Source organism: Streptomyces sp. NPDC015130 (assembly GCF_043080005.1).
Taxonomy (GTDB): Bacteria; Actinomycetota; Actinomycetes; order Streptomycetales; family Streptomycetaceae; genus Streptomyces.
The window spans coordinates 342,584-362,604 of the sequence record NZ_JBIBVC010000006.1; the positions used below are offsets into that span (position 1 = coordinate 342,584).

The 20,021-nt window shown below is 72.6% G+C and carries 15 protein-coding genes; 14 read left to right on the forward strand and 1 reads right to left on the reverse strand.

The genetic code is table 11. The features are described from left to right. From ACF08F_RS15405 to galE, 8 genes are all read left to right on the forward strand, one after another. The coding region (locus ACF08F_RS15405) for an Rne/Rng family ribonuclease (RefSeq protein ID WP_392298974.1) at positions 1-3,278 on the forward strand (3,278 nt) is incomplete at its 5' end. A 243-nt stretch (positions 3,279-3,521) separates the two neighbouring features. Next, the gene (gene rplU / locus ACF08F_RS15410; protein ID WP_015033583.1) at positions 3,522-3,842 is read left to right on the forward strand and encodes a 50S ribosomal protein L21; all 321 of its coding nucleotides are present in this window, start codon (positions 3,522-3,524) and stop codon (positions 3,840-3,842) included. Positions 3,843-3,855: 13 nt separating this feature from the next. Then, positions 3,856-4,110 (forward strand): 50S ribosomal protein L27, encoded by a 255-nt coding sequence (rpmA, locus tag ACF08F_RS15415; protein WP_024756701.1) that lies wholly within the window; start codon positions 3,856-3,858, stop codon positions 4,108-4,110. Positions 4,111-4,235: 125 nt separating this feature from the next. Then, positions 4,236-5,675 carry a GTPase ObgE gene (gene obgE, locus ACF08F_RS15420; RefSeq protein ID WP_392298975.1) on the forward strand — a complete coding sequence of 480 codons (1,440 nt, stop codon included), beginning with the start codon at positions 4,236-4,238 and terminating at the stop codon, positions 5,673-5,675. 97 nt (positions 5,676-5,772) lie between these two features. Beyond that, positions 5,773-7,404, forward strand: coding sequence for a glycosyltransferase (locus tag ACF08F_RS15425; RefSeq protein WP_392298976.1), 1,632 nt, complete (start codon positions 5,773-5,775; stop codon positions 7,402-7,404). A gap of 135 nt (positions 7,405-7,539) precedes the next feature. After that, positions 7,540-10,323 carry a CDP-glycerol glycerophosphotransferase family protein gene (locus tag ACF08F_RS15430; RefSeq protein ID WP_392298977.1) on the forward strand — a complete coding sequence of 928 codons (2,784 nt, stop codon included), beginning with the start codon at positions 7,540-7,542 and terminating at the stop codon, positions 10,321-10,323. Continuing rightward, the gene (locus tag ACF08F_RS15435; RefSeq protein WP_392298978.1) at positions 10,316-11,470 is read left to right on the forward strand and encodes a glycosyltransferase; all 1,155 of its coding nucleotides are present in this window, start codon (positions 10,316-10,318) and stop codon (positions 11,468-11,470) included. Before ACF08F_RS15430 ends, ACF08F_RS15435 begins: the two co-directional genes overlap by 8 nt. A 121-nt stretch (positions 11,471-11,591) precedes the next feature. Continuing rightward, complete coding sequence (galE, locus tag ACF08F_RS15440) at positions 11,592-12,584, forward strand: UDP-glucose 4-epimerase GalE (RefSeq protein WP_392298979.1); 993 nt, start codon at positions 11,592-11,594, stop codon at positions 12,582-12,584. A 121-nt stretch (positions 12,585-12,705) separates the two neighbouring features. Here galE and ACF08F_RS15445 read toward each other — a convergent pair whose 3' ends face one another. Further along, positions 12,706-14,238, reverse strand: a complete 1,533-nt coding sequence (locus tag ACF08F_RS15445; protein WP_392298980.1) for a hypothetical protein — start codon at positions 14,236-14,238, stop codon at positions 12,706-12,708. 251 nt (positions 14,239-14,489) lie between these two features. Between ACF08F_RS15445 and ACF08F_RS15450 the strand changes: the two genes are divergently transcribed. From ACF08F_RS15450 to ACF08F_RS15475, 6 genes are all read left to right on the forward strand, one after another. Next, entirely contained in the window at positions 14,490-15,485 is a 996-nt protein-coding gene (locus tag ACF08F_RS15450; protein WP_392298981.1) for a glycosyltransferase family 2 protein, read from the forward strand. A 182-nt stretch (positions 15,486-15,667) separates the two neighbouring features. Further along, positions 15,668-16,120 carry a GtrA family protein gene (locus tag ACF08F_RS15455; RefSeq protein ID WP_392298982.1) on the forward strand — a complete coding sequence of 151 codons (453 nt, stop codon included), beginning with the start codon at positions 15,668-15,670 and terminating at the stop codon, positions 16,118-16,120. A gap of 108 nt (positions 16,121-16,228) precedes the next feature. After that, positions 16,229-17,332, forward strand: a complete 1,104-nt coding sequence (gene proB, locus ACF08F_RS15460; protein ID WP_392299119.1) for a glutamate 5-kinase — start codon at positions 16,229-16,231, stop codon at positions 17,330-17,332. Between the two features lie 137 nt (positions 17,333-17,469). Further along, positions 17,470-17,973: a hypothetical protein gene (locus ACF08F_RS15465; RefSeq protein ID WP_390480639.1), complete on the forward strand. Its 504-nt coding sequence runs from the start codon at positions 17,470-17,472 to the stop codon at positions 17,971-17,973. An 82-nt stretch (positions 17,974-18,055) separates the two neighbouring features. Beyond that, the gene (locus ACF08F_RS15470; RefSeq protein WP_392298983.1) at positions 18,056-19,339 is read left to right on the forward strand and encodes a glutamate-5-semialdehyde dehydrogenase; all 1,284 of its coding nucleotides are present in this window, start codon (positions 18,056-18,058) and stop codon (positions 19,337-19,339) included. A 77-nt stretch (positions 19,340-19,416) separates the two neighbouring features. Further along, positions 19,417-19,980 (forward strand): hypothetical protein, encoded by a 564-nt coding sequence (locus ACF08F_RS15475; protein WP_392298984.1) that lies wholly within the window; start codon positions 19,417-19,419, stop codon positions 19,978-19,980. Positions 19,981-20,021 lie beyond the last annotated feature (41 nt).

Sequence of the window (20,021 nt, forward strand, 5' to 3'; positions counted from 1 at the left end):
CCGCCGCCGCCCCGGTCGCCGAGGCCGCCGCCCCGGCCGAGGAGGCCGTCGAGGCCGCCCCCGCGCCGCGCACCCGCCGCCGCGCCACCCGCAAGGCCACCTCGCCCGAGGCCGTCGCCGAGGCGCCCGCCGAGACCGCCACCGGCGAGTCCCTGCCGCAGGCCGCCGTCGCGCAGATCGCCGCCGACGAGGCCGAGGTCGCCGCCGCCGAGACCGCCGCCACCCGCGGCCGCGGCCGCCGCCGCGCCACCTCGCCGCAGTTCACCTCCGAGCCCGTCGCGAAGCCGGAGACCTCCCGCGCCCGCCGCGCCGAGCGTCCCGCCGTCGCCGTCTTCCAGGCCCCGGTCTTCGCCGAGCCGATGTTCCAGACCCCGGAGACGGCCGCCGCGGCCGCCGCCGCGACGGTGGAGCCCGAGCTCGACGAGATCGAGGACACCGACGAGCTCGACGAGGCCGTCGAGGCCGTCGCGGAGCCCGTCGCCGCCCCCGAGACCACGGAGCGCGCCGAGGCCGGCTCCCGCCGTCGCCGTCGTCGCCGCGGCGAGCCCGTCGCCGTCGAGCCCGTCCCGGCCACCGTCGCCGACGAGCCCGAGGTCGAGGCCGCCGCCGACGAGCTCGAAGAGGCCGACGAGACCGAGGACGGCGACGAGTACGGGGACCGCCCGTCCCGCCGTCGCCGCCGGGGCGGCCGCCGCCGTCGCCGCGGTGAGCTCACCGAGGTCGAGGAGTCCGAGGAGACCGACGAGCTCCGCGCCGAGGACGAGGGCGAGGCCGAGGACGGCGAGGAGGAGCAGGACGAGGCCGAGGCGTACGCCGGCGGCTCCAGCAGCTCCCGCCGTCGCCGTCGTCGCCGCCGCCGCAGCGGGGACGCCGCCGCCGACGTCGAGACCACCGACGAGGAGGGCGTCCGCACCGTCGTCAAGGTCCGCGAGCCCCGCCCGGCCCGCGAGAAGACCGAGGCCGGCACCGGCGCCGACGAGGTCCAGTCCATCAAGGGCTCGACCCGTCTGGAGGCCAAGAAGCAGCGCCGCCGCGAGGGCCGCGAGCAGGGCCGCCGCCGCGTCCCGATCATCACCGAGGCCGAGTTCCTCGCCCGCCGCGAGGCCGTCGAGCGCGTCATGGTCGTCCGCCAGAGCGGCGAGCGCACCCAGATCGGCGTCCTGGAAGACAACGTGCTCGTCGAGCACTACGTCAACAAGGAGCAGGCCACCTCGTACGTCGGCAACGTCTACCTGGGCAAGGTCCAGAACGTCCTGCCGTCGATGGAGGCCGCGTTCGTCGACATCGGCAAGGGCCGCAACGCCGTCCTGTACGCCGGCGAGGTCAACTTCGAGGCGCTCGGCATGGCCAACGGGCCGCGCCGCATCGAGACCGCCCTCAAGTCCGGCCAGTCGGTCCTCGTGCAGGTCACGAAGGACCCGATCGGCCACAAGGGTGCCCGCCTGACCAGCCAGGTCTCCCTCCCCGGCCGCTACCTCGTGTACGTGCCCGAGGGCTCGATGACCGGCATCAGCCGCAAGCTCCCGGACACCGAGCGCGCCCGGCTGAAGACCATCCTCAAGAAGATCGTCCCCGAGGACGCGGGCGTCATCGTGCGCACCGCAGCCGAGGGCGCGAGCGAGGACGAGCTGCGCCGCGACGTCGAACGCCTGCAGGCGCAGTGGGAGGACATCCAGAAGAAGGCGAAGCAGATCTCGACGAGCGCGCCGAGCCTGCTGTACGGCGAGCCGGACATGACCGTCCGCGTCGTCCGCGACATCTTCAACGAGGACTTCTCCAAGGTCATCGTCAGCGGTGACGAGGCCTGGGAGACCATCCACGGCTACGTCTCGCACGTCGCCCCGGACCTGGCCGACCGCCTGTCCAAGTGGACGAGCGAGGTCGACGTCTTCGCGACGTACCGGATCGACGAGCAGCTCATGAAGGCGCTGGACCGCAAGGTCTGGCTGCCGTCCGGCGGCTCGCTGGTGATCGACAAGACCGAGGCGATGATCGTCGTCGACGTCAACACCGGCAAGTTCACCGGCCAGGGCGGCAACCTCGAAGAGACCGTGACGAGGAACAACCTCGAAGCGGCCGAGGAGATCGTGCGCCAGCTCCGGCTGCGCGACCTCGGCGGCATCGTCGTCATCGACTTCATCGACATGGTCCTGGAGTCCAACCGCGACCTGGTGCTGCGCCGCCTCCTGGAGTGCCTGGGCCGTGACCGGACCAAGCACCAGGTGGCCGAGGTCACCTCGCTCGGCCTGGTCCAGATGACCCGCAAGCGGGTCGGCCAGGGCCTTCTGGAGTCCTTCTCCGAGACCTGCGTCCACTGCAACGGCCGCGGCGTCATCGTCCACATGGAGCAGCCGGCGGTCACCGGCGGTGGCGGCAAGCGGGCGAAGAAGCGCGGCCGCGGCGGCGCCGAGCACGTCCACGAGCACGAGCACGGAACCGAGACCGTCGAGTCCGGCGCCGAGACCGAGCCGGAGACCGAGGCCGAGGTCGCGGCGGAGCTCGCCGCGCCGGTGGCCCTGCCCGAGCCCATCGCCCCGGACGAGGAGCTGTACGGCAGCGCCGCCGAGGCCGAGGCCGCCGCCACGCGCGGTCGTGGCCGCCGCCGCGCCACCCGCCGGGTGACCGCGCCGACCGCGCCGGCCCGTGTCGTGGAGACCGAGACCTACGTGGTGGAGGCCGAGCCGGCCGCCGCGCCGGCCCCGGTCGCCGAGGCCGCCCCGGTCGTCGAGCCCGTCGCCGAGGAGACCGCCGCCCCGGCCCCGCGCGCCCGCCGTCGCGCCACGCGCCGGGCGACGTCCCCGGTCGTGTCGACCACGGAGGCCGTCGAGCCCGCCGTCGTCGAGCCGGTGGCCGAGCCCGTCGCCGAGGAGGCCCCCGCGGCCGCCCCGGAGCCGGAGCCCGTCGTCGAGACCGCGCCCGAGCCCGTGGTCGAGGAGGCCCCCGTGGCCGCCCCGCCGCGCGCCCGCCGCCGGGTGGTCCGCAAGGCCACCGCTCCCGCCGGTTCCCCCGCGGGCGCCGAGGAGGCGGCCGTCGTCGTGGTCGCCACGGCCCCGGCCGAGACCGAGGCCGCCCCGGCGGAGCCCGAGGCCGAGGCCGAGACCGAGGCCGCGCCGGCCAAGAAGACGGCCGCGCGCAAGACCGCGAAGAAGGCCACGGCCAAGAAGGCCGCCACCAAGAAGACGGCGGCGACCAAGAAGACCGCGGCGAAGAAGACCACCGCCAAGAAGGCCCCGGCCAAGAAGGCGGCGGAGAAGACCCCGGCTCCGGCCCAGGACTGATCCACGGTGTGCGGGCCGTCCCCTTCGGGGCGGCCCGCACACCATCGGGCGAATTTGACCCTCTGTGGCAGCCGCCCGTAACCTAGACCGTCGGCGTGTCTGACTGGACGCGTCGCGCCTCTGAGCACCTCCCTCCCGCTCGCCGGGAGAGGCCGCTCGTCCGATTCCGGATCGCCGCGGGCCCCCGGGCCCGTGTGGGCGGCTGGCTTCAGAGGTTTCATCCCGAGTGAGAGAGAGATCCGCGTGTACGCCATCGTGCGCAGCGGTGGTCGCCAGCACAAGGTTGCTGTCGGCGACATCGTTGAGGTTGACAAGATTTCCACTGCCAAGGTTGGCGACACGGTCGAGCTCTCGACCCTGCTCGTTGTCGACGGCGACGCCGTGACCAGCGACCCGTGGGTCCTGGCCGGCATCAAGGTCACGGCCGAGGTCGTGGACCACCACAAGGGCGCCAAGATCGACATCCTGCGCTACAAGAACAAGACCGGCTACCGCCGTCGCCAGGGTCACCGCCAGCAGTACACGGCGATCAAGGTCACCGGTATCCCCGCGGCTGCGAAGTAAGAGGGACTGAGACATGGCACACAAGAAGGGCGCATCGTCCACCCGGAACGGGCGCGATTCCAACGCTCAGCGGCTCGGCGTGAAGCGCTTCGGCGGTCAGGTCGTTTCCGCTGGTGAGATCCTCGTCCGCCAGCGCGGCACCCACTTCCACCCCGGCGCGGGCGTCGGCCGTGGCGGCGACGACACGCTGTTCGCCCTGCTGCCCGGCTCGGTGCAGTTCGGCACCCACCGTGGCCGCAAGGTCGTGAACATCGTTCCGGTCGCCTGATCGGATCTTTGCGGAGGCGGACCTCACTTCCCGTACGGGAAGCGGGTCCGCCTTTCGCGTGTTACTAGATAGACATTCCGCACTTCCCCGCCGTCGGCCGGGGACCCCCCAATGGAGGCACCACCATGACCACCTTCGTGGACCGCGTCGAGCTGCACGTCGCCGCGGGTAACGGAGGCCACGGCTGCGCCTCCGTCCACCGGGAGAAGTTCAAGCCGCTCGGCGGCCCCGACGGCGGCAACGGCGGCCGCGGCGGCGACGTGACCCTGGTCGTCGACCAGTCGGTCACCACCCTGCTCGAGTACCACCACTCCCCGCACCGCAAGGCCACCAACGGCCAGCCGGGTGCCGGTGACAACCGCTCCGGCAAGGAGGGCCAGGACCTCGTCCTGACCGTTCCGGACGGCACCGTCGTCCTCGACAAGCAGGGCAACGTGCTCGCGGACCTCGTCGGCGAGGGCACCACCTTCGTCGCGGGCCAGGGCGGCCGCGGCGGCCTCGGCAACGCCGCGCTGGCCTCCGCCCGCCGCAAGGCCCCCGGCTTCGCCCTCCTCGGCGAGCCCGGCGAGTCGCGGGACATCGTCCTGGAGCTCAAGACCGTCGCGGACGTGGCCCTCGTCGGCTACCCGAGCGCGGGCAAGTCCTCGCTCATCTCCGTCCTGTCGGCCGCCAAGCCGAAGATCGCCGACTACCCCTTCACGACGCTCGTCCCGAACCTGGGCGTGGTCACGGCCGGCTCGACCGTCTACACGATCGCCGACGTGCCGGGCCTGATCCCGGGCGCGAGCCAGGGCCGCGGCCTGGGCCTGGAGTTCCTGCGCCACGTCGAGCGCTGCTCCGTCCTCGTCCACGTCCTGGACACGGCGACCCTGGAGTCCGACCGCGACCCGGTCTCCGACCTCGACATCATCGAGGAGGAGCTCCGGCAGTACGGCGGCCTGGACGACCGTCCCCGGATCGTCGTCCTCAACAAGATCGACATCCCGGACGGCCAGGATCTCGCCGACATGATCCGCCCGGACCTGGAGGCCCGCGGCTACCAGGTCTACGAGGTCTCCGCCGTCGCCCGTACGGGACTGAAGGAGCTCTCCTTCGCCCTTGCCGGCATCGTCGGCGAGGCGCGCGCCGCCAAGCCGAAGGAGGAGGCGACCCGCATCGTCATCACCCCGAAGGCCGTCGACGACGCGGGCTTCACGGTCACGTACGACGAGGCCGAGGGCGTGTACCGGGTGCGCGGCGACAAGCCCGAGCGCTGGGTCCGCCAGACCGACTTCAACAACGACGAGGCCGTGGGCTACCTCGCCGACCGCCTCAACCGCCTCGGCGTCGAGGACAGCCTGATGAAGGCGGGCGCGCGGGCCGGCGACGGCGTCGCCATCGGTGCCGAGGACAACGCGGTCGTCTTCGACTGGGAGCCCACGATGATGGCGGGCGCCGAGATGCTCGGCCGCCGTGGCGAGGATCACCGTCTGGAGGCCCCGCGTCCGGCGGCACAGCGCCGTCGCGACCGGGACGCGGCGCGTGACGAGGCCCAGCGCGAGTACGACGAGTTCGACCCCTTCTAGCATGTCCGTCGTCAAGGGGGTGCCGTCGACGCGCTCGGCGGCCCTCCCTTCCGGCGCTCCGGTCAGGGGTCCGGTTTGCTCCCGCTACGATGCACGGATGGTCGAGCCACCCCACGCGGCACGAGTCAGTGTCGTCGTCATCGCGTACAACGACGCCGAGCACGTGGGCGACGCGATCCGGTCCGCCCTCGCGCAGGGCGAGGCCGTCGGTGAGGTCGTCGTCGTCGACGACGCCTCCGTGGACGCGACGCCCGAGGTGCTGGCCGGCTTCGCCGCCGAGCCGCGCGTGAAGCCGCTGGTCCGCGAGGACAACAGCGGCGGCTGCGGCACCCCCCGCAACGACGGCATCGCCGCCGCCGTCCACCCGTGGGTCATGTTCCTCGACAGCGACGACGTGCTGGTCCCCGGCGCCGTCGACCGGCTCCTCGCCGTCGCGGCCGAGGAGGCCGCGGACGTCGTCACCGGCCTCTGCGTGCGCCGCGAGCTCCCCGAGGGCCGGGAGAAGATCTGGGCGTCCTCGCTGTACGACGTCTCCCGCGGCGCCACCCTCCCCGGCACCGTCCTCGACGGCGTCGACGACCACCCCGAACTGGTCCTCGACACCCTCTCCGTCAACAAGCTCTACCGCCGCGACTTCCTGAACGCGCATGCGATCCGCTTCCCCGAGGGCGCCTTCCACTACGAGGACTTCGTCTTCAGCGCCCGCGTCCAGGCCGCGGCCCCCCGGCTCGCCGTCACCGACGTCCCCCTGTACGTCTGGCACGTACGGCGCCGGGCCGCGAACCTGTCGATCTCGCTGCGCCAGGGCTCCCTGGCGAACTGGGAGCACCGGGTCGCCGCGCACCGCGCCGTCGTCGAGGTGTTCCGCAAGGCCGGGCGTCCCGCGCTCGCCGTCCCCGCGCAGACGAAGTTCCTCGACTACGACCTCCCCATGTACCTCCGCGAGCTGCCGCGCCGGCCCGCCGCCTACCGCGCCGACTGGTGGACGGTCACCCGCGACCACGTCGCCGGCTTCGACGACGCCGCCGTCGCCGCCGCCCGGGTGCCGCACCGCTGGCTGCACGCCGGGATCACGGCCCGCGCCGCCGTACCCGAGGGCCGCGAGCTCACCCGCTTCGCCGAGCTCGCCGCCGGCCGGCCGCGGCTCGTCCCCCCGTACCCCCGCTCCGAGGACGGCGCCCCCGTGCTGGCCGCCGCCCCCGCCGACGTACCGCTGGACGGTCTCGAAGCGCTGTCGCCGGCCGAGCTGCCGGTCGCCGTGGACGGTGTCGCCGCCGTCGGCGGCAGCGCCCGGGTCGACCTGACCGTGCACGAGCTGTACGGCCGGGTCGGCGAGCTGAAGCCGGAGTCCGTCCGGGTCGAGTTCACCGAGCGCGTCTCGGGCGCGAAGCTCCTCACCGAGGCCGCCCCGCTGCGCCCCGCCGCCGAGGGCTGGACCGCCACCGCGCGGATCCCCAGCGCCCGGCTGCTCCGGGCCGGCCGGCTCGCCTCCTGGTCGCTCGTCGCCGTGCTGCGCTACGCGGACGGCTCGACCGGCCGCGCCGAGGTCAGGACCCCGGACGGCTTCGCCGCCCGGCGGGGCGTGGCCCTCGGCAGGTTCGGCCGCGTGCTCCTCGTCCAGGTCGTGGCCTCGCCGCGCCGGGCCCTGATCCTCCGCCTCACGGGCGGACTGGCGGGCGCCCGCCAGGTGCTGTCCGGACGTATCAGGAGGTACGTGGCGAAACGGTGAGCACCCCCCCGACGAACGGGAAACCAGTTTCAGAACAATTCCCCCCGGGGGAGTGACTTGGCGGTCGCCGAGGGCGTTCATCAGTCAACTGAGAACGCGCTGTGTACTACCGCATGCCTGTGTGAGAGGACTTGGATGCCGACCACCGACGTCCCCGATGTGAGCGTCGTCGTCATCGTCTACAACGATGAGGAACGGCTCCCGCGAGCGGTTCGGTCCGTACTCGACCAGACCCTGAACAATCTCGAAGTGATCATCGCCGACGACTGCTCGACCGATGGCACCGAGCGGGTCGCGCGCGCACTCGAAGCCGCCGACCCCCGCGTGCGGTACGCGCGCCTGGAACAGAACAGCGGCGGCTGCAGCGCCCCCCGCAACCACGGGATCGCACTCGCCCGCGCCCCCTACGTCATGTTCCTCGACAGTGACGACGAGCTGCCCCGGCACGCCTGCAAGAGCATGCTGCTCGTCGCCGAGGAGACCGGCGTCGACTTCGTGACCGGCGAGGTGACCCGCTTCTACGAGGCGACCGACTCCACGGGCCTGTGGTACCCGCACCTCTTCACCGAGCAGCGGGTCGTGAGCGGCATCGCCGAGGCGCCCGAGTACTTCTTCGACCACCTGTCGACGAACAAGCTCTACCGGACCTCCTTCATCCGGGACAACGGCCTCGTCTTCCCCGAGGGCATCCACTACGAGGACCAGCTGTTCTCCGCGCAGGCCTACACGCTCGCGGAGACCTTCGGCGTCGTGCCGTGGTCGGTCTACACCTGGCGCCTCGCCCCCGAGAGCGTCTCCATCTCGTCGAGCCGCCACAAGATCCAGAACGTTCGCGATCGCATCGGTGTCGCACGCCTGATCGACGCCTGGCTGGAGGAGCGCGGCGAGGCCGGGCTCCGCGCGGAGAAGGACTACAAGTTCCTCCGCCACGACTTCCGCCTGTACCTGGGCGACCTGCCGTTCCGCGACGGCGACTGGATCGCGGAGTTCGCCGCCGAGGTCACCCCGTACCTCGACGAGATCGCCGACGAGACCTACGAGCGGCTCTCGCGCGAGGAGCGCGTCTGCCTCCACCTGCTGCGCACCGGCAGGCTGGAGGACGTCGCCGTGGCCGCCCGCCAGTTCGGCCGGCCGCAGCTCGCGCCCCGCGCCGTGACCGAGGTCGACGGCGTCTCGTACTGGGGCGACGTCGCCCCGGCCGACGACGCGAGCCGCGCCGAGCTGGACCTCAGCGAGTGGTACCTCCACGACCAGGCCCTCGGCAGCGGCCGTCTGCGGCACGAGCTGACCTCCGTGTCGATGCGCGGCCCGGTCCTGCGCCTGGAGATCCGGACGTACGACCCCGTCGGCCTGATCACCGAGGACGTCAAGGCCTCGGTGAAGCTGGCCGCCCACAAGACGCCGCTGACCGTGCCGCTGACGCTCGTCCAGGACGGCCCGGGGCAGTACGTCTCCCGGGCCGAGGTGGACCTGCGGAAGGTCCCGGTCGGCAAGGTCGGCGTGGCGACCCGCCGCCACCCGGTCATCGCCCTGGAGCGCGACGGCGCGCGGCGCACGGACATCCTGCTGGCCCAGCACGACCAGCCCGACTTCCGCGCCACCCTCCGGTACCACCAGTTCGGCATCCACCACCTGCGCGTCCAGGCCGAGCAGAAGGGCGCCGGGCGCCTCGAGGTGACCTGGCAGCGCTCCGGCGTCCTGAAGTCCCTCGAACCGCTCGGCCCCCTCGCCCGCAAGACCAAGGCCAAGGTCGGCAAGGTCAAGAAGATCCTCGTCGGCAACGAGGGCAAGGCGAGCGCCTACGACGCCGTCGCCAGGCTCCCGCGCAAGCGCGGCCTGGCCGTCTTCGAGGCGGTGGAGGGCCGCGGCTACGCGGACAACCCCCGCTACGTCTACGAGGAGCTCAAGCGCCGCAACCTCCCGATCGACGTGGTCTGGGCGTACTCGGGCAGCCGGGACTCCTTCCCCGACGACGTCAAGCTCGTGAAGCGCGGCAGCTTCGCCTACGGCAGCGCGCTGGCCCGGGCCGCGTACTGGGTCGACTCGCACAACCTGCCGTACCTGTACGAGAAGCCCAAGGGCACGCGCTACCTCCAGACCTGGCACGGCCAGACCTTCAAGGCGATGGGCTTCGACGTCCCGTCGCTGCGCGGCGCCTCGGAGATCGAGAAGGGGCGCTTCCGCTCCGCCGTCGGCCGCTGGGACGCGCTGGTCTGTCCGAGCGCCGAGTTCGAGCGGACCTTCGTCCCCGCCTTCGAGGTCGGGGCCGAGCTGATCCGCTCCGGCTACCCGCGCAACGACGTCCTCGTCCGCTGGGCGGAGCCGGAGCAGCGGGCCAGGGCGGCCGCCGCCCGCGAGGCCCTGGACATCCCGGCCGGCCGCAAGGTGCTGCTCTACGCCCCGACCTTCCGTGACGCGGCCCGCCGCACCGGACAGTCGATCCGGGTGGACTTCGAGGCGCTGGCCCCGCTCCTGTCCGACGAGTGGACGATCGTCGTGCGCGCCCACCCGTACGACCGGTTCAAGGTCGATCCGGCGCTCGGCCACTTCCTCCGCGACGGTTCGGGGTTCGCCGACGTCAACGACCTGATGCTGGCCTCGGACGCGGTCCTCACGGACTACTCGTCGCTGATGTTCGACTACGCGAACACCGGTCGCCCGATACTGCTGTACACGGACGACTACGAGGACTACAAGGGCGGTGACCGGGGCACGTACTACGACCTCGAGGACATCGCGCCGGGTCCGATGCTGACGACCACCGAGGACCTCGCCGCCGCCGTGCGGGACCTGGAAGGCGTGCAGGAGCGGCACGCCCAGCGCTACGCGCGCTTCCAGGAGATGTTCTGCTCGTACGAGACCGGCCACGCCAGCAAGCTGGTGGTCGATGCTTTTTTCGAAGGCGGCACCCATGACTGAGGCCTCCCCTGCCCGCAACGTGTTCTTCGTCGGGGTCGACGTCGACTCGATGGGCGGCTCCCAGCGGGTGCTGCACACCCTCGCCCAGGGCATGGGCGAGCGGGGCCACCGCGTCGAGCTGATCGGCATCCGGCCGAGCCCCGAGCCCTTCCCGTACAACGCCACGCGCGCGTACCGCCACGCGACGCTCTACCCGCCGAGCCCCGAGCCCAAGCCGCCGGTGCGGACGGTCGGCGACCGGCTCAGCCTGGCCCGGCGTGCCGACGCCCGCCGGGCCCGGGCCGCCCGCGAGCACGCGCGGGCGGAGATGCAGCGCAGGCTGTCGGCGGTAGAGGACGGCTACATCGTCTTCGGCTCGCCGTGGGCCGCGGACTGGGTCATGCCGCTGGAATGGCAGCACCTGAAGGGCATCGGGCAGTACCACGAGTCCTTCGCGCAGGCCCGGCGCAGCGCCAACCTGGGGCTGATCCGGCGCCACTACCCGGCTCTGGAGCAGACCCTGGTCCTCTCCCGGGGCGACGCGGTCGAGTTCGTCAACCAGCGCGTGCCGAACGTCCGGGTCATGCCGAACCCGCTGCCGTTCTACCCGGACCAGCCGGCTCCGCTCGACACCCGCAAGATCGGCGCGGTCGGCCGGCTGGACCCGATCAAGCGCTACGACCGGATGATCGAGGCCTTCGCACAGGCCCGCGCGGGGCGCGAGGGCTGGGAGCTGCACCTCTTCGGCGACGGTCCGCTGGAGCAGGAGCTGCGGATGAAGGCCGAGGACCTCGGCGTCGCCGACCAGGTCGTCCTGCGCGGCACGGTCAAGGACATGGCGGCCGCCTACCGCGAGCTGTCGGTCGTCGCGATCAGCAGTGAGCGCGAGGGCCGTCCGATGGCGCTGGCGGAGGCCGCCGCGTGCGGTGTGCCGTGTGTGAGCTTCGACGTCTCGGGCGGTGTCCGGGAGCTCGTCGACGACGGCGTCACGGGCACCCTGGTGCCGCCGGCCGACGTGCCCGGGCTCGCCGCCGCGTTCGGCGACCTCATGGACGACGCCGGGAAGCGGCGGCGGTACGGGGCGGCGGGACGGGAGCACGTCGCGCGCCTCTCGCTGCCGAGCGTCCTCGACCGGTGGGACTCCGTCTTCGCGGAGATAGACCGCTAGAGAAGTGCTGGAGAACGGTTCCGCCGAGGCTCGGCGGACCCCCGGCGGACCTCGACGGCCCCCCGGCGGACCCTTGCAGCGGTCCACCGGGGGGCCGTCGGCATGTGGCTAAACTGTCGGAATGACCTGGCTCATCACCGGCGGCGCCGGATACATCGGTTCCCACGTCGTCAAAGCAATGACCGAGGCCGGCGAGTCCGTCGTCGTGGTCGACGACCTCAGCACCGGCAACCCCGCGCGCGTCCCCGAGGGCATCGTCCTGGAGCAGGGCACGGTCCTCGACCGCGAGTTCCTCGACCGCGTGCTGCGCGAGCACCGGATCAAGGGCATCGTCCACCTGGCCGGCAAGAAGCAGGTCGGCGAGTCCGTCGAGAAGCCGCTGTACTACTACCGCGAGAACGTGACGGGCCTCCAGGTCATCCTCGAAGCGGCGGCGGCCGCGGGCGTGAAGAGCTTCCTCTTCTCCTCCTCCGCCTCCGTCTACGGCATGCCCGACGTGGACCTCGTCACCGAGGACACCGAGTGCCTGCCGCTCAGCCCGTACGGCGAGACCAAGCTCGTCGGCGAGTGGATGGCGCGTGCCGCCGGCCAGGCGAACGGCCTGTCCACCGCCTGCCTGCGGTACTTCAACGTGGCGGGCGCCGCGGCCCCCGAGCTCGCCGACACCGGCGTCTTCAACCTGGTGCCGATGGTCTTCGAGCGGCTCGACGCCGGCGAGGCCCCGCGCATCTTCGGTGACGACTACCCGACGCCGGACGGCACCTGCATCCGCGACTACATCCACGTCGCCGACATCGCGGACGCGCACCTTGCCGCCGCCCGCGCGCTCGTCGCGGCGGGCGAGGCCGGCGAGACCGCCACGCTGACCCTGAACATCGGGCGCGGCGAGGGCGTGTCGGTGCGCGAGATGGTGAACCTCATCAACGAGATCACCGGCCACAGCGTCGAGCCGCTGGTCACCCCGCGCCGTCCGGGCGACCCGGCGCGCGTGGTCGCCTCGGCGGAGCGCATCGAGTCGGAGCTGAGCTGGAAGGCGCAGCACGACGTCCGCGCCATGATCAGCTCCGCCTGGGAGGGCTGGGGCGCGAACCGCGCGGCCCGCACGGCCGGCTGATCCACAGCACCGAGCGGTACGGAGTGGGGCGTCCCGGGTTCGTCCGGGGGCGCCCCACTCCGCCGTGTCCGGGGGCCTGTCAGAGGCCCCGATCAGGAGTCCGGAGCGGGCCCGGGCGGCCTCAGGGGCGGTGGATGCGGTCCACGCCGTAGTACGTGGCCGTGCACCGCGCCGCCCAGTCCCGCTCGTACGTGCGGGCGAACAGCGGCTCGGTCAGCCCGCCGATGAGGAGCGGGCGGTACGCGACCTCGCGTGCGCCCGCCGCGACCTCCGCCCGGATCCGCGCGTTCTGCCGGTCCCAGGCCGTCGCGCGCACCACCGTGCTCGTGGTCAGCGCGTACACCGGCCGCACCAGGGCGGCCGTGCTCCCGACGGCGACCGCCCCCACCGCGATCAGCGCCGCGGCGCGGGCGGCGGACCGGCCCGAGGCCCGGAGCAGCAGGCCCATCCGGTACCCGCCCCACGTCCCGTACGCACAGAGGACGAGCAGCAGGGGGAGCAGGAAGCTCGTCCAGGTGCGCCCGTACGTCCAGCCCACGTCCCCGTACCCGGTGCGCAGCCCGTAGGTGACGGCCAGGCTCGCGAGGGCGATGAGCGGCAGCGGCAGCAGCACCGCGATCCGGAACAGCCGGCGCGGGGGGAGCCCGGCGGCGGGTCCCTTCGCCGTGCGGGAGATCCACAGGCCCAGCAGCACGCCGACCGCGGCGGCGCCCGCGTACGCCGACTGGCCGCCGATCGTCTCCCACACGCGCCACCAGTCGCGGAACGTTTCTCTCAGGAGCGCGAACGACATCGGCTCCGGCGGATGCTGGGCGCGCCGCCACCGTGCCCCCGGTGACGTGGAGAGCAGGACGAGACCGGCCGCGAGGCCCAGACAGGCCGCCGCGCACCACGTCGACGCGTACCGGTCCTTCGCCCAGCCGAACCGGGGCAGACAGAGGAGCCCGGCCGCGACCGCGAACACCCCGGCCACCAAGGAGAACGGCTCGCTGAGCATGCCGAGCGCCGTCCCGACCAGCAGCGCCCCGCCCACCGCCACCGACCGCTCCCACCCGCGCCGACCGCGGGCCGCCCGGACGGCGCCGAGCACCGCCCAGAGGGCGATCACGCTCGGCAGCGTGTGGGAGATGGTCGCCGGGGCCCAGAGCAGCACCTGGTACGAGCGGGTGCCCGCGAAGAACAGCAGCGCGGAGAGGAGCGCGGCCGCCGCGGCGAGCAGGACCAGGGAGGGCGGGGGCACGCGCAGGGCGCGCAGCACCGCGCGGGCGAGGAGGAGGAGCGCGACACCGAGCGCGACCACGAGGACGGCGGGCAGCAGCTTCGGCCCCCGCATGTCGTCGGAGTAGATCAGTCCGGTCAGGAAGGCGTTGGTGACGCGTCCGTTCTGGGTGCGGTAGAAGTCCGCGGTGATCCCCAGGACGCCCATGTCCCGGGCCTTCCACAAGGCGCACCAGTCGTCCGAGGTGGGGCGCGTGTAGAGCCCGAGGAAGGCGCCGACCGAGAGGAGCGCCCCGGCGCCCGCGGCGACGACGAGCCCGATCCCGGCGAGCGCCCGCCGCATGCCGTCCGCGCCCGCCGCGTGCCGGTCCTCTCCCTCCCCTTCGCCCTCGTCCGTCGGTGCGCTGCCGTGCTCCGGGGTGGTCGTCCTACTCACCGGTCTTCGCTCCAGGTGGTCAAGATTCGTGGCACGGCGTCTCTATGGGTGACAAATGGGTAAGGATGCCCCGTATATGAATATCTTCCCCGCATGCTTTGCTGCATGGACGACATGCCGACCAGGAGAGGTCACCCGGGCGACGCCCCGCGGCCACCGCCGCTCAGTACCTTGGCCGCGCTGCTCGAAGCGGAGTTCGGTGGCGGTCCCTCAGGACGTACTCTCGCTCATCCCTCTGGAGTGACCGTTCCATGACCAGGCTTTCCGTCGTCGTCCCCTGCTACAACGAGGAGGACGTCGTCGAACGCTTCGACGCGCGCATGCGACAGGTGCTCGACGGCCTCCCGGTCGGCTACGAGATCTGCTACGTGGACGACGGCAGCTCCGACGGCACCCTCGGCAAGCTGCGCGCGATCGCCGCCCGGCACCCGCACCGCACCCAGTACGCCTCCTTCAGCCGCAACTTCGGCAAGGAGGCCGCCATGCTCGCCGGACTGCGCAAGTCCACCGGCGACGCCGTGGTGATCATGGACGCCGACCTCCAGCACCCGCCCGAGCTCCTGGCGCGCATGCTGGACCTCTACCACCAGGGCCACGACCAGGTCATGGCGCGGCGGACCCGCGAGGGCGACAAGAAGCTCCGCTCGGCGCTCAGCCGCGTGTACTACCGGGCCGTCAACCGCTGGGTCGACGTGGAACTCACCGACGGGGTCGGGGACTTCCGTCTGCTGTCCCGTCCGGCCGTCGACGCCCTGCTCTCGCTGCCCGAGTACAACCGCTTCTCCAAGGGCCTCTTCTCCTGGATCGGCTTCGACACCGTCACCTTCGACTACCAGAACGCCGCGCGCGAGGGCGGCGAGACGAAGTGGAAGTTCAGCTCCCTGCTCAACTACGGCATGGACGGGCTGATCTCCTTCAACAACCGCCCGCTGCGCATCGCGCTGTGGCTGGGAATGATGCTCAGCGGCCTCGCCGTCCTGTACGCGGCCTGGGTGGCCGTCGCCGCGATCACCCAGGGCGTCACCGCCCCCGGATACGTCACCCTGGTCGCGATCATCGTCGGGCTCGGGGGAGTGCAGATGGTGATGCTGGGGCTGATCGGCGAGTACATCGGCCGCATCTACTACGAGACGAAGCGGCGGCCGCACTTCCTCGTGAAGGAGACCCACCGCTCCTTCGGGCGCGGGGCCGCCGAACTCGCCGCCGCCGAGCGCATCCGCGTCACGGCCACCGACCGGGACCGCTGATGGGGGCGGGCGGAGAAGGGAAGGCGCGGGAGGCGGGGGAGGCACGCGCGACGGAGGAGGCGCGGGGGGTGCGAGGGGCGCAGGGGGCGCAGGAGGTGCGAGGGGCGCAGGAGGTGCAGGAGGCGCCGGCTCGGGAGGCGCCGGGTGCGCGGGGAGAGGGACGGAGGGCGCGGCGGGCGCGGTTGGCCGAGATCTTCCGCTTCGCGCTGGTCGGCGGCGTCAACACCTGCACGTTCTTCGGGTGTTACCTGCTGCTCCACCCCTGGATGCCGTACTTCGCCGCGTACTCCCTCGCCTTCGTCCTCAGCATGGTCGGCTCCTTCTTCCTCAACACCTACTTCACCTACCGCACCCGGCCGACCTGGAAGAAGTTCGCCCTCTTCCCCCTCACCAACGTCACCAACTACCTCGTGCAGAGCGTCGGGCTGTACGCGCTCGTCACCTGGGCCGGCATGGACGACCGGATCGCCCCCCTCGTCGCCGCCGTCGTCGCCATCCCGTTCACCTATCTGATCTCCCAGCGCATCCTGGTGCCCCGCGGCAAGGCGGCGGGAACATCGGAGGGCCCCGGAGGACCGGAAGGGTCCGGTCCAGAGAACGGAATGGACGAGCGGCAGCCCTCCCGCCTCGCGTAGATTGCCTGGCAGCCGCGGCGGGGCACCCGCGGCGCGTGGGACAGCCGAGTGAGGACGACGCAGGTGACGACGCAGGTGACGGGACAGACGGACGTGGCAAGGCAGTACGTGACGGAGGCCCGCAGGATCGTCGTCAAGGTCGGCTCCTCCTCGCTCACCACCGCCTCCGGAGGCCTCGACGCCGACCGCGTCGACGCCCTCGTGGACGTCCTCGCCAAGGTCCGCAGCGGCGGCGAGAAGGAGATCGTCCTCGTCTCCTCCGGTGCCATCGCGGCGGGACTCGCACCGCTCGGCCTCACCCGCCGCCCCAAGGACCTCGCCCGCCAGCAGGCCGCCGCCAGCGTCGGCCAGGGCCTCCTCGTCGCCCGCTACACCGCCTCCTTCGCCCGCTACGGCGTCCGCGTCGGCCAGGTCCTCCTCACCACGGACGACACCAGCCGCCGCGCCCACTACCGCAACGCCTACCGGACGCTCGACCAGCTCCTCGCCATGGGCGCGCTGCCCGTCGTCAACGAGAACGACACCGTCGCCACGGACGAGATCCGCTTCGGCGACAACGACCGGCTCGCAGCCCTCGTCGCCCACCTCGTCCGGGCGGACCTGCTCGTCCTGCTCTCCGACGTCGACGGGCTGTACGACGGCGACCCGGCCAAGCCCGGCACGTCGAGGATCGCGCAGGTCACCGGCCCCCAGGACATCGCCCACGTCGAGATCGGCTCGGCCGGCAAGGCCGGCGTCGGCACCGGCGGAATGGTCACCAAGGTCGAGGCCGCCCGGATCGCCGCCGCCGCCGGCGTCCCCGTGGTCCTCACCTCCGCCAGCCGCGCCGCCGACGCGCTCGCGGGCCGTGACACCGGCACGTACTTCCACCCCACCGGCCGCCGCTCCGCAGACCGGCTCCTCTGGCTCGCCCACGCCTCCACCCCGCAGGGCTCCCTGACCCTCGACGACGGAGCCGTACGAGCCGTCGTCGACGGCAAGAAGTCCCTGCTCGCGGCCGGTATCGCGGGTGTCGAGGGCGAGTTCGTGGCAGGCGATCCCGTCGAGCTCCGCGACGCGGAGGGCAGGGCCGTCGCCCGCGGTCTCGTCAACTTCGACGCCAAGGAGATCCCCCAGCTGCTCGGCCGGTCCACGCCCGAGCTCGCCAGGGAACTCGGCCCTGAGTACGAGCGCGAGGTCGTCCACCGCGACGACCTGGTCGTCATCCGCTGAAACGGCTGAAAGTACGGCCATCCGGAAGGGACGTTCGTCAAAACCGCCCCATCCGCCGCCGCGGGCTGGTCAACTTTGTCTCGGGGGTAAGAGCAAGGCGGGGTACAGCACCACACGCATCACACAGGAGGCCGCCGGTGAGACGAGCGCGCCCTGGGGCACCGCCCCGCGGGACTGCCGAACGCGCCCTGACCAGTGTCGAGGCCGGAGCCGACTTCGACGAGGCACGGGACAGGTCCACGGACAGGAAGACCGAGACCACCACCGAGACACGGGAGTCGCGCGCCGAGGAGCGACCCGTGTCCAAACTCTGGCACATCACCCTCAGCGTCTCCGGGGCGGAGGCACCGCTGAAGGAGGTGCGGCGCGGGCTCGAACAGCTGGCCCATGACCACCCCTTCCTGCTGACCAGCCGCTATGCCAACGACCACGCCGAGATCCGGTACTGGGAGGAGGCCCGCGACCTGCACGACGCCGCGGCCGTCGCCCTGCGCCTGTGGGGCGAGCACCGGCAGACCGCGAAGCTGCCGCCCTGGGAGATCGTCGGCCTCGAGGTCATCGACCGCGAGACCTACCACCAGCGGATCGCGGAGGGCTACGGCCCGCCGCCGGCGGCCCCGGTCGGCGTCCACCCCTACTGAGGACGTCTCACACCGGGCCGGGCCTGTCTCGGAGTGCGGGATACGTGAGGGATGTCCGCAGGGGTGCCAGTACCCTGCGGACATGACCTCGCTCACGCCCCTCGACAACCTCTCCCCGGTCACCCGGGCCGCCTACCGGGCCCGTGGCGCCGCCGCCGAAATCGCGCCACTCCCGCGCTCGGCCAAGGACGACGCCCTGCTGGCGATCGCGGACGCCCTCGAAGTGCGTACCGCCGAGATCGTCGAGGCCAACGCCGAGGACATCGCCAAGGCCCGCGAGGCCGGCACCGGCGAGGGCATCATCGACCGCCTCACCCTCACCCCCGAGCGCGTCCGGGCCATCGCCGCCGACGTCCGCCACGTCGCCGCGCTGCCCGACCCCGTCGGCGAGGTCGTCCGCGGCTCGACCCTCCCCAACGGCATCGACCTCCGCCAGGTCCGCGTCCCCCTCGGTGTCGTCGGCATCATCTACGAGGCCCGCCCCAACGTCACCGTCGACGCCGCCGCCCTCTGCCTCAAGTCCGGCAACGCCGTCCTGCTCCGCGGCTCCTCCTCCGCGTACGCCTCCAACAACGCCCTCGTGAAGGTCCTGCGCGACGCCGTCGGCGGCGCCGGCCTGCCCGCCGACGCCATCCAGCTCGTCCCCGGCGAGTCCCGCGAGTCGGTCCGCGAGCTGATGCGCGCCCGCGGCCTCGTCGACGTCCTCATCCCGCGTGGCGGCGCCTCCCTGATCCGCACCGTCGTCGAGGAGTCCACCGTCCCGGTCATCGAGACCGGCACCGGCAACTGCCACGTCTACGTCGACGCCAACGCCGACCTCGACACGGCCGTGGACATCCTGATCAACTCCAAGGCCCAGCGGCCCAGCGTCTGCAACGCCGCCGAGACCCTCCTCGTCCACCGGGACATCGCCGAGGCCTTCCTGCCCCGGGCCCTCGACGCCCTCGCCGAGGCCGGCGTCACCGTCCACGCCGACGAGCGGGTCCTCGCCCACGCCCCGGCCTCCAAGGCCACCGTCGTCCCGGCCACGCCCGAGGACTGGGAGACCGAGTACCTCTCGTACGACATCGCCGCCGCCGTCGTCGACTCCCTCGACAGGGCAGTGGAGCACATCCGCACCTGGTCCTCCGGCCACACCGAGGCGATCGTCACCACCTCGCAGGCCGCGGCGCGCCGTTTCACCCAGCTGGTCGACTCCACCACGGTGGCCGTGAACGCCTCCACCCGGTTCACGGACGGCGGCCAGTTCGGATTCGGCGCCGAGATCGGCATCTCCACGCAGAAGCTGCACGCCCGGGGCCCCATGGGCCTTCCCGAGCTGACCTCGACCAAGTACATCGTCACCGGCGACGGTCACGTTCGATAACCGGCTCCTTTCGGTACGGGCAGGGAGGCTTCGCACACTCCCTGCCCAAAACCCCCTCCCGGGTCTACTCTGAATCCGTGCCGGACGACGTGGGGGGCACGCCGTTTCCGGACGGCGGGGACCCTGAGGACTCTGTCGACCGCGGAGGCGCAGACGACTACGCCGCCGTGGTCTTCGACGAGGCCTTCGTCCGGGCCGCCACAGTCCACGAACCGAGCGCGGTCGAGCGACTCCTCGCCTCCGCCCAGGCCCGCGCGGAGGCCGAATCGGCCCGGACCCGCGCCGCCGTCGGATCCGGCGACGACGACCCCTACGAGGACGGCCACGACCCCGCGGGCCTCACCTACGAGCCCGACGACGTCGGGGACGACGCCAGCCCGTACGGGCGCCACGGCGGCGCCCTGCGCCCCTACCGGGGCAGCGCCCGCTGGCACCGTCCCGTCGCCTGGATCCTGGCCCTCCTCATGGGCATCGGCATGGTCGCCCTCGCCTTCAGCGCCGTCTACCGCGGAGCCGTCGCCAGCCGCCAGGACCCGGTCCCGCCACCGGCCACGACCGGCGTGGACACCCCGAACCCGGCCCCTGCCCCGCCCGCCGAGTACGCCCCGCCACGGGTCTCCGTCGCCCCCCGTACACCCTGACGGCTGCACTCGTCCGAAGTTGTCGTACTGCTCGGCGTTTA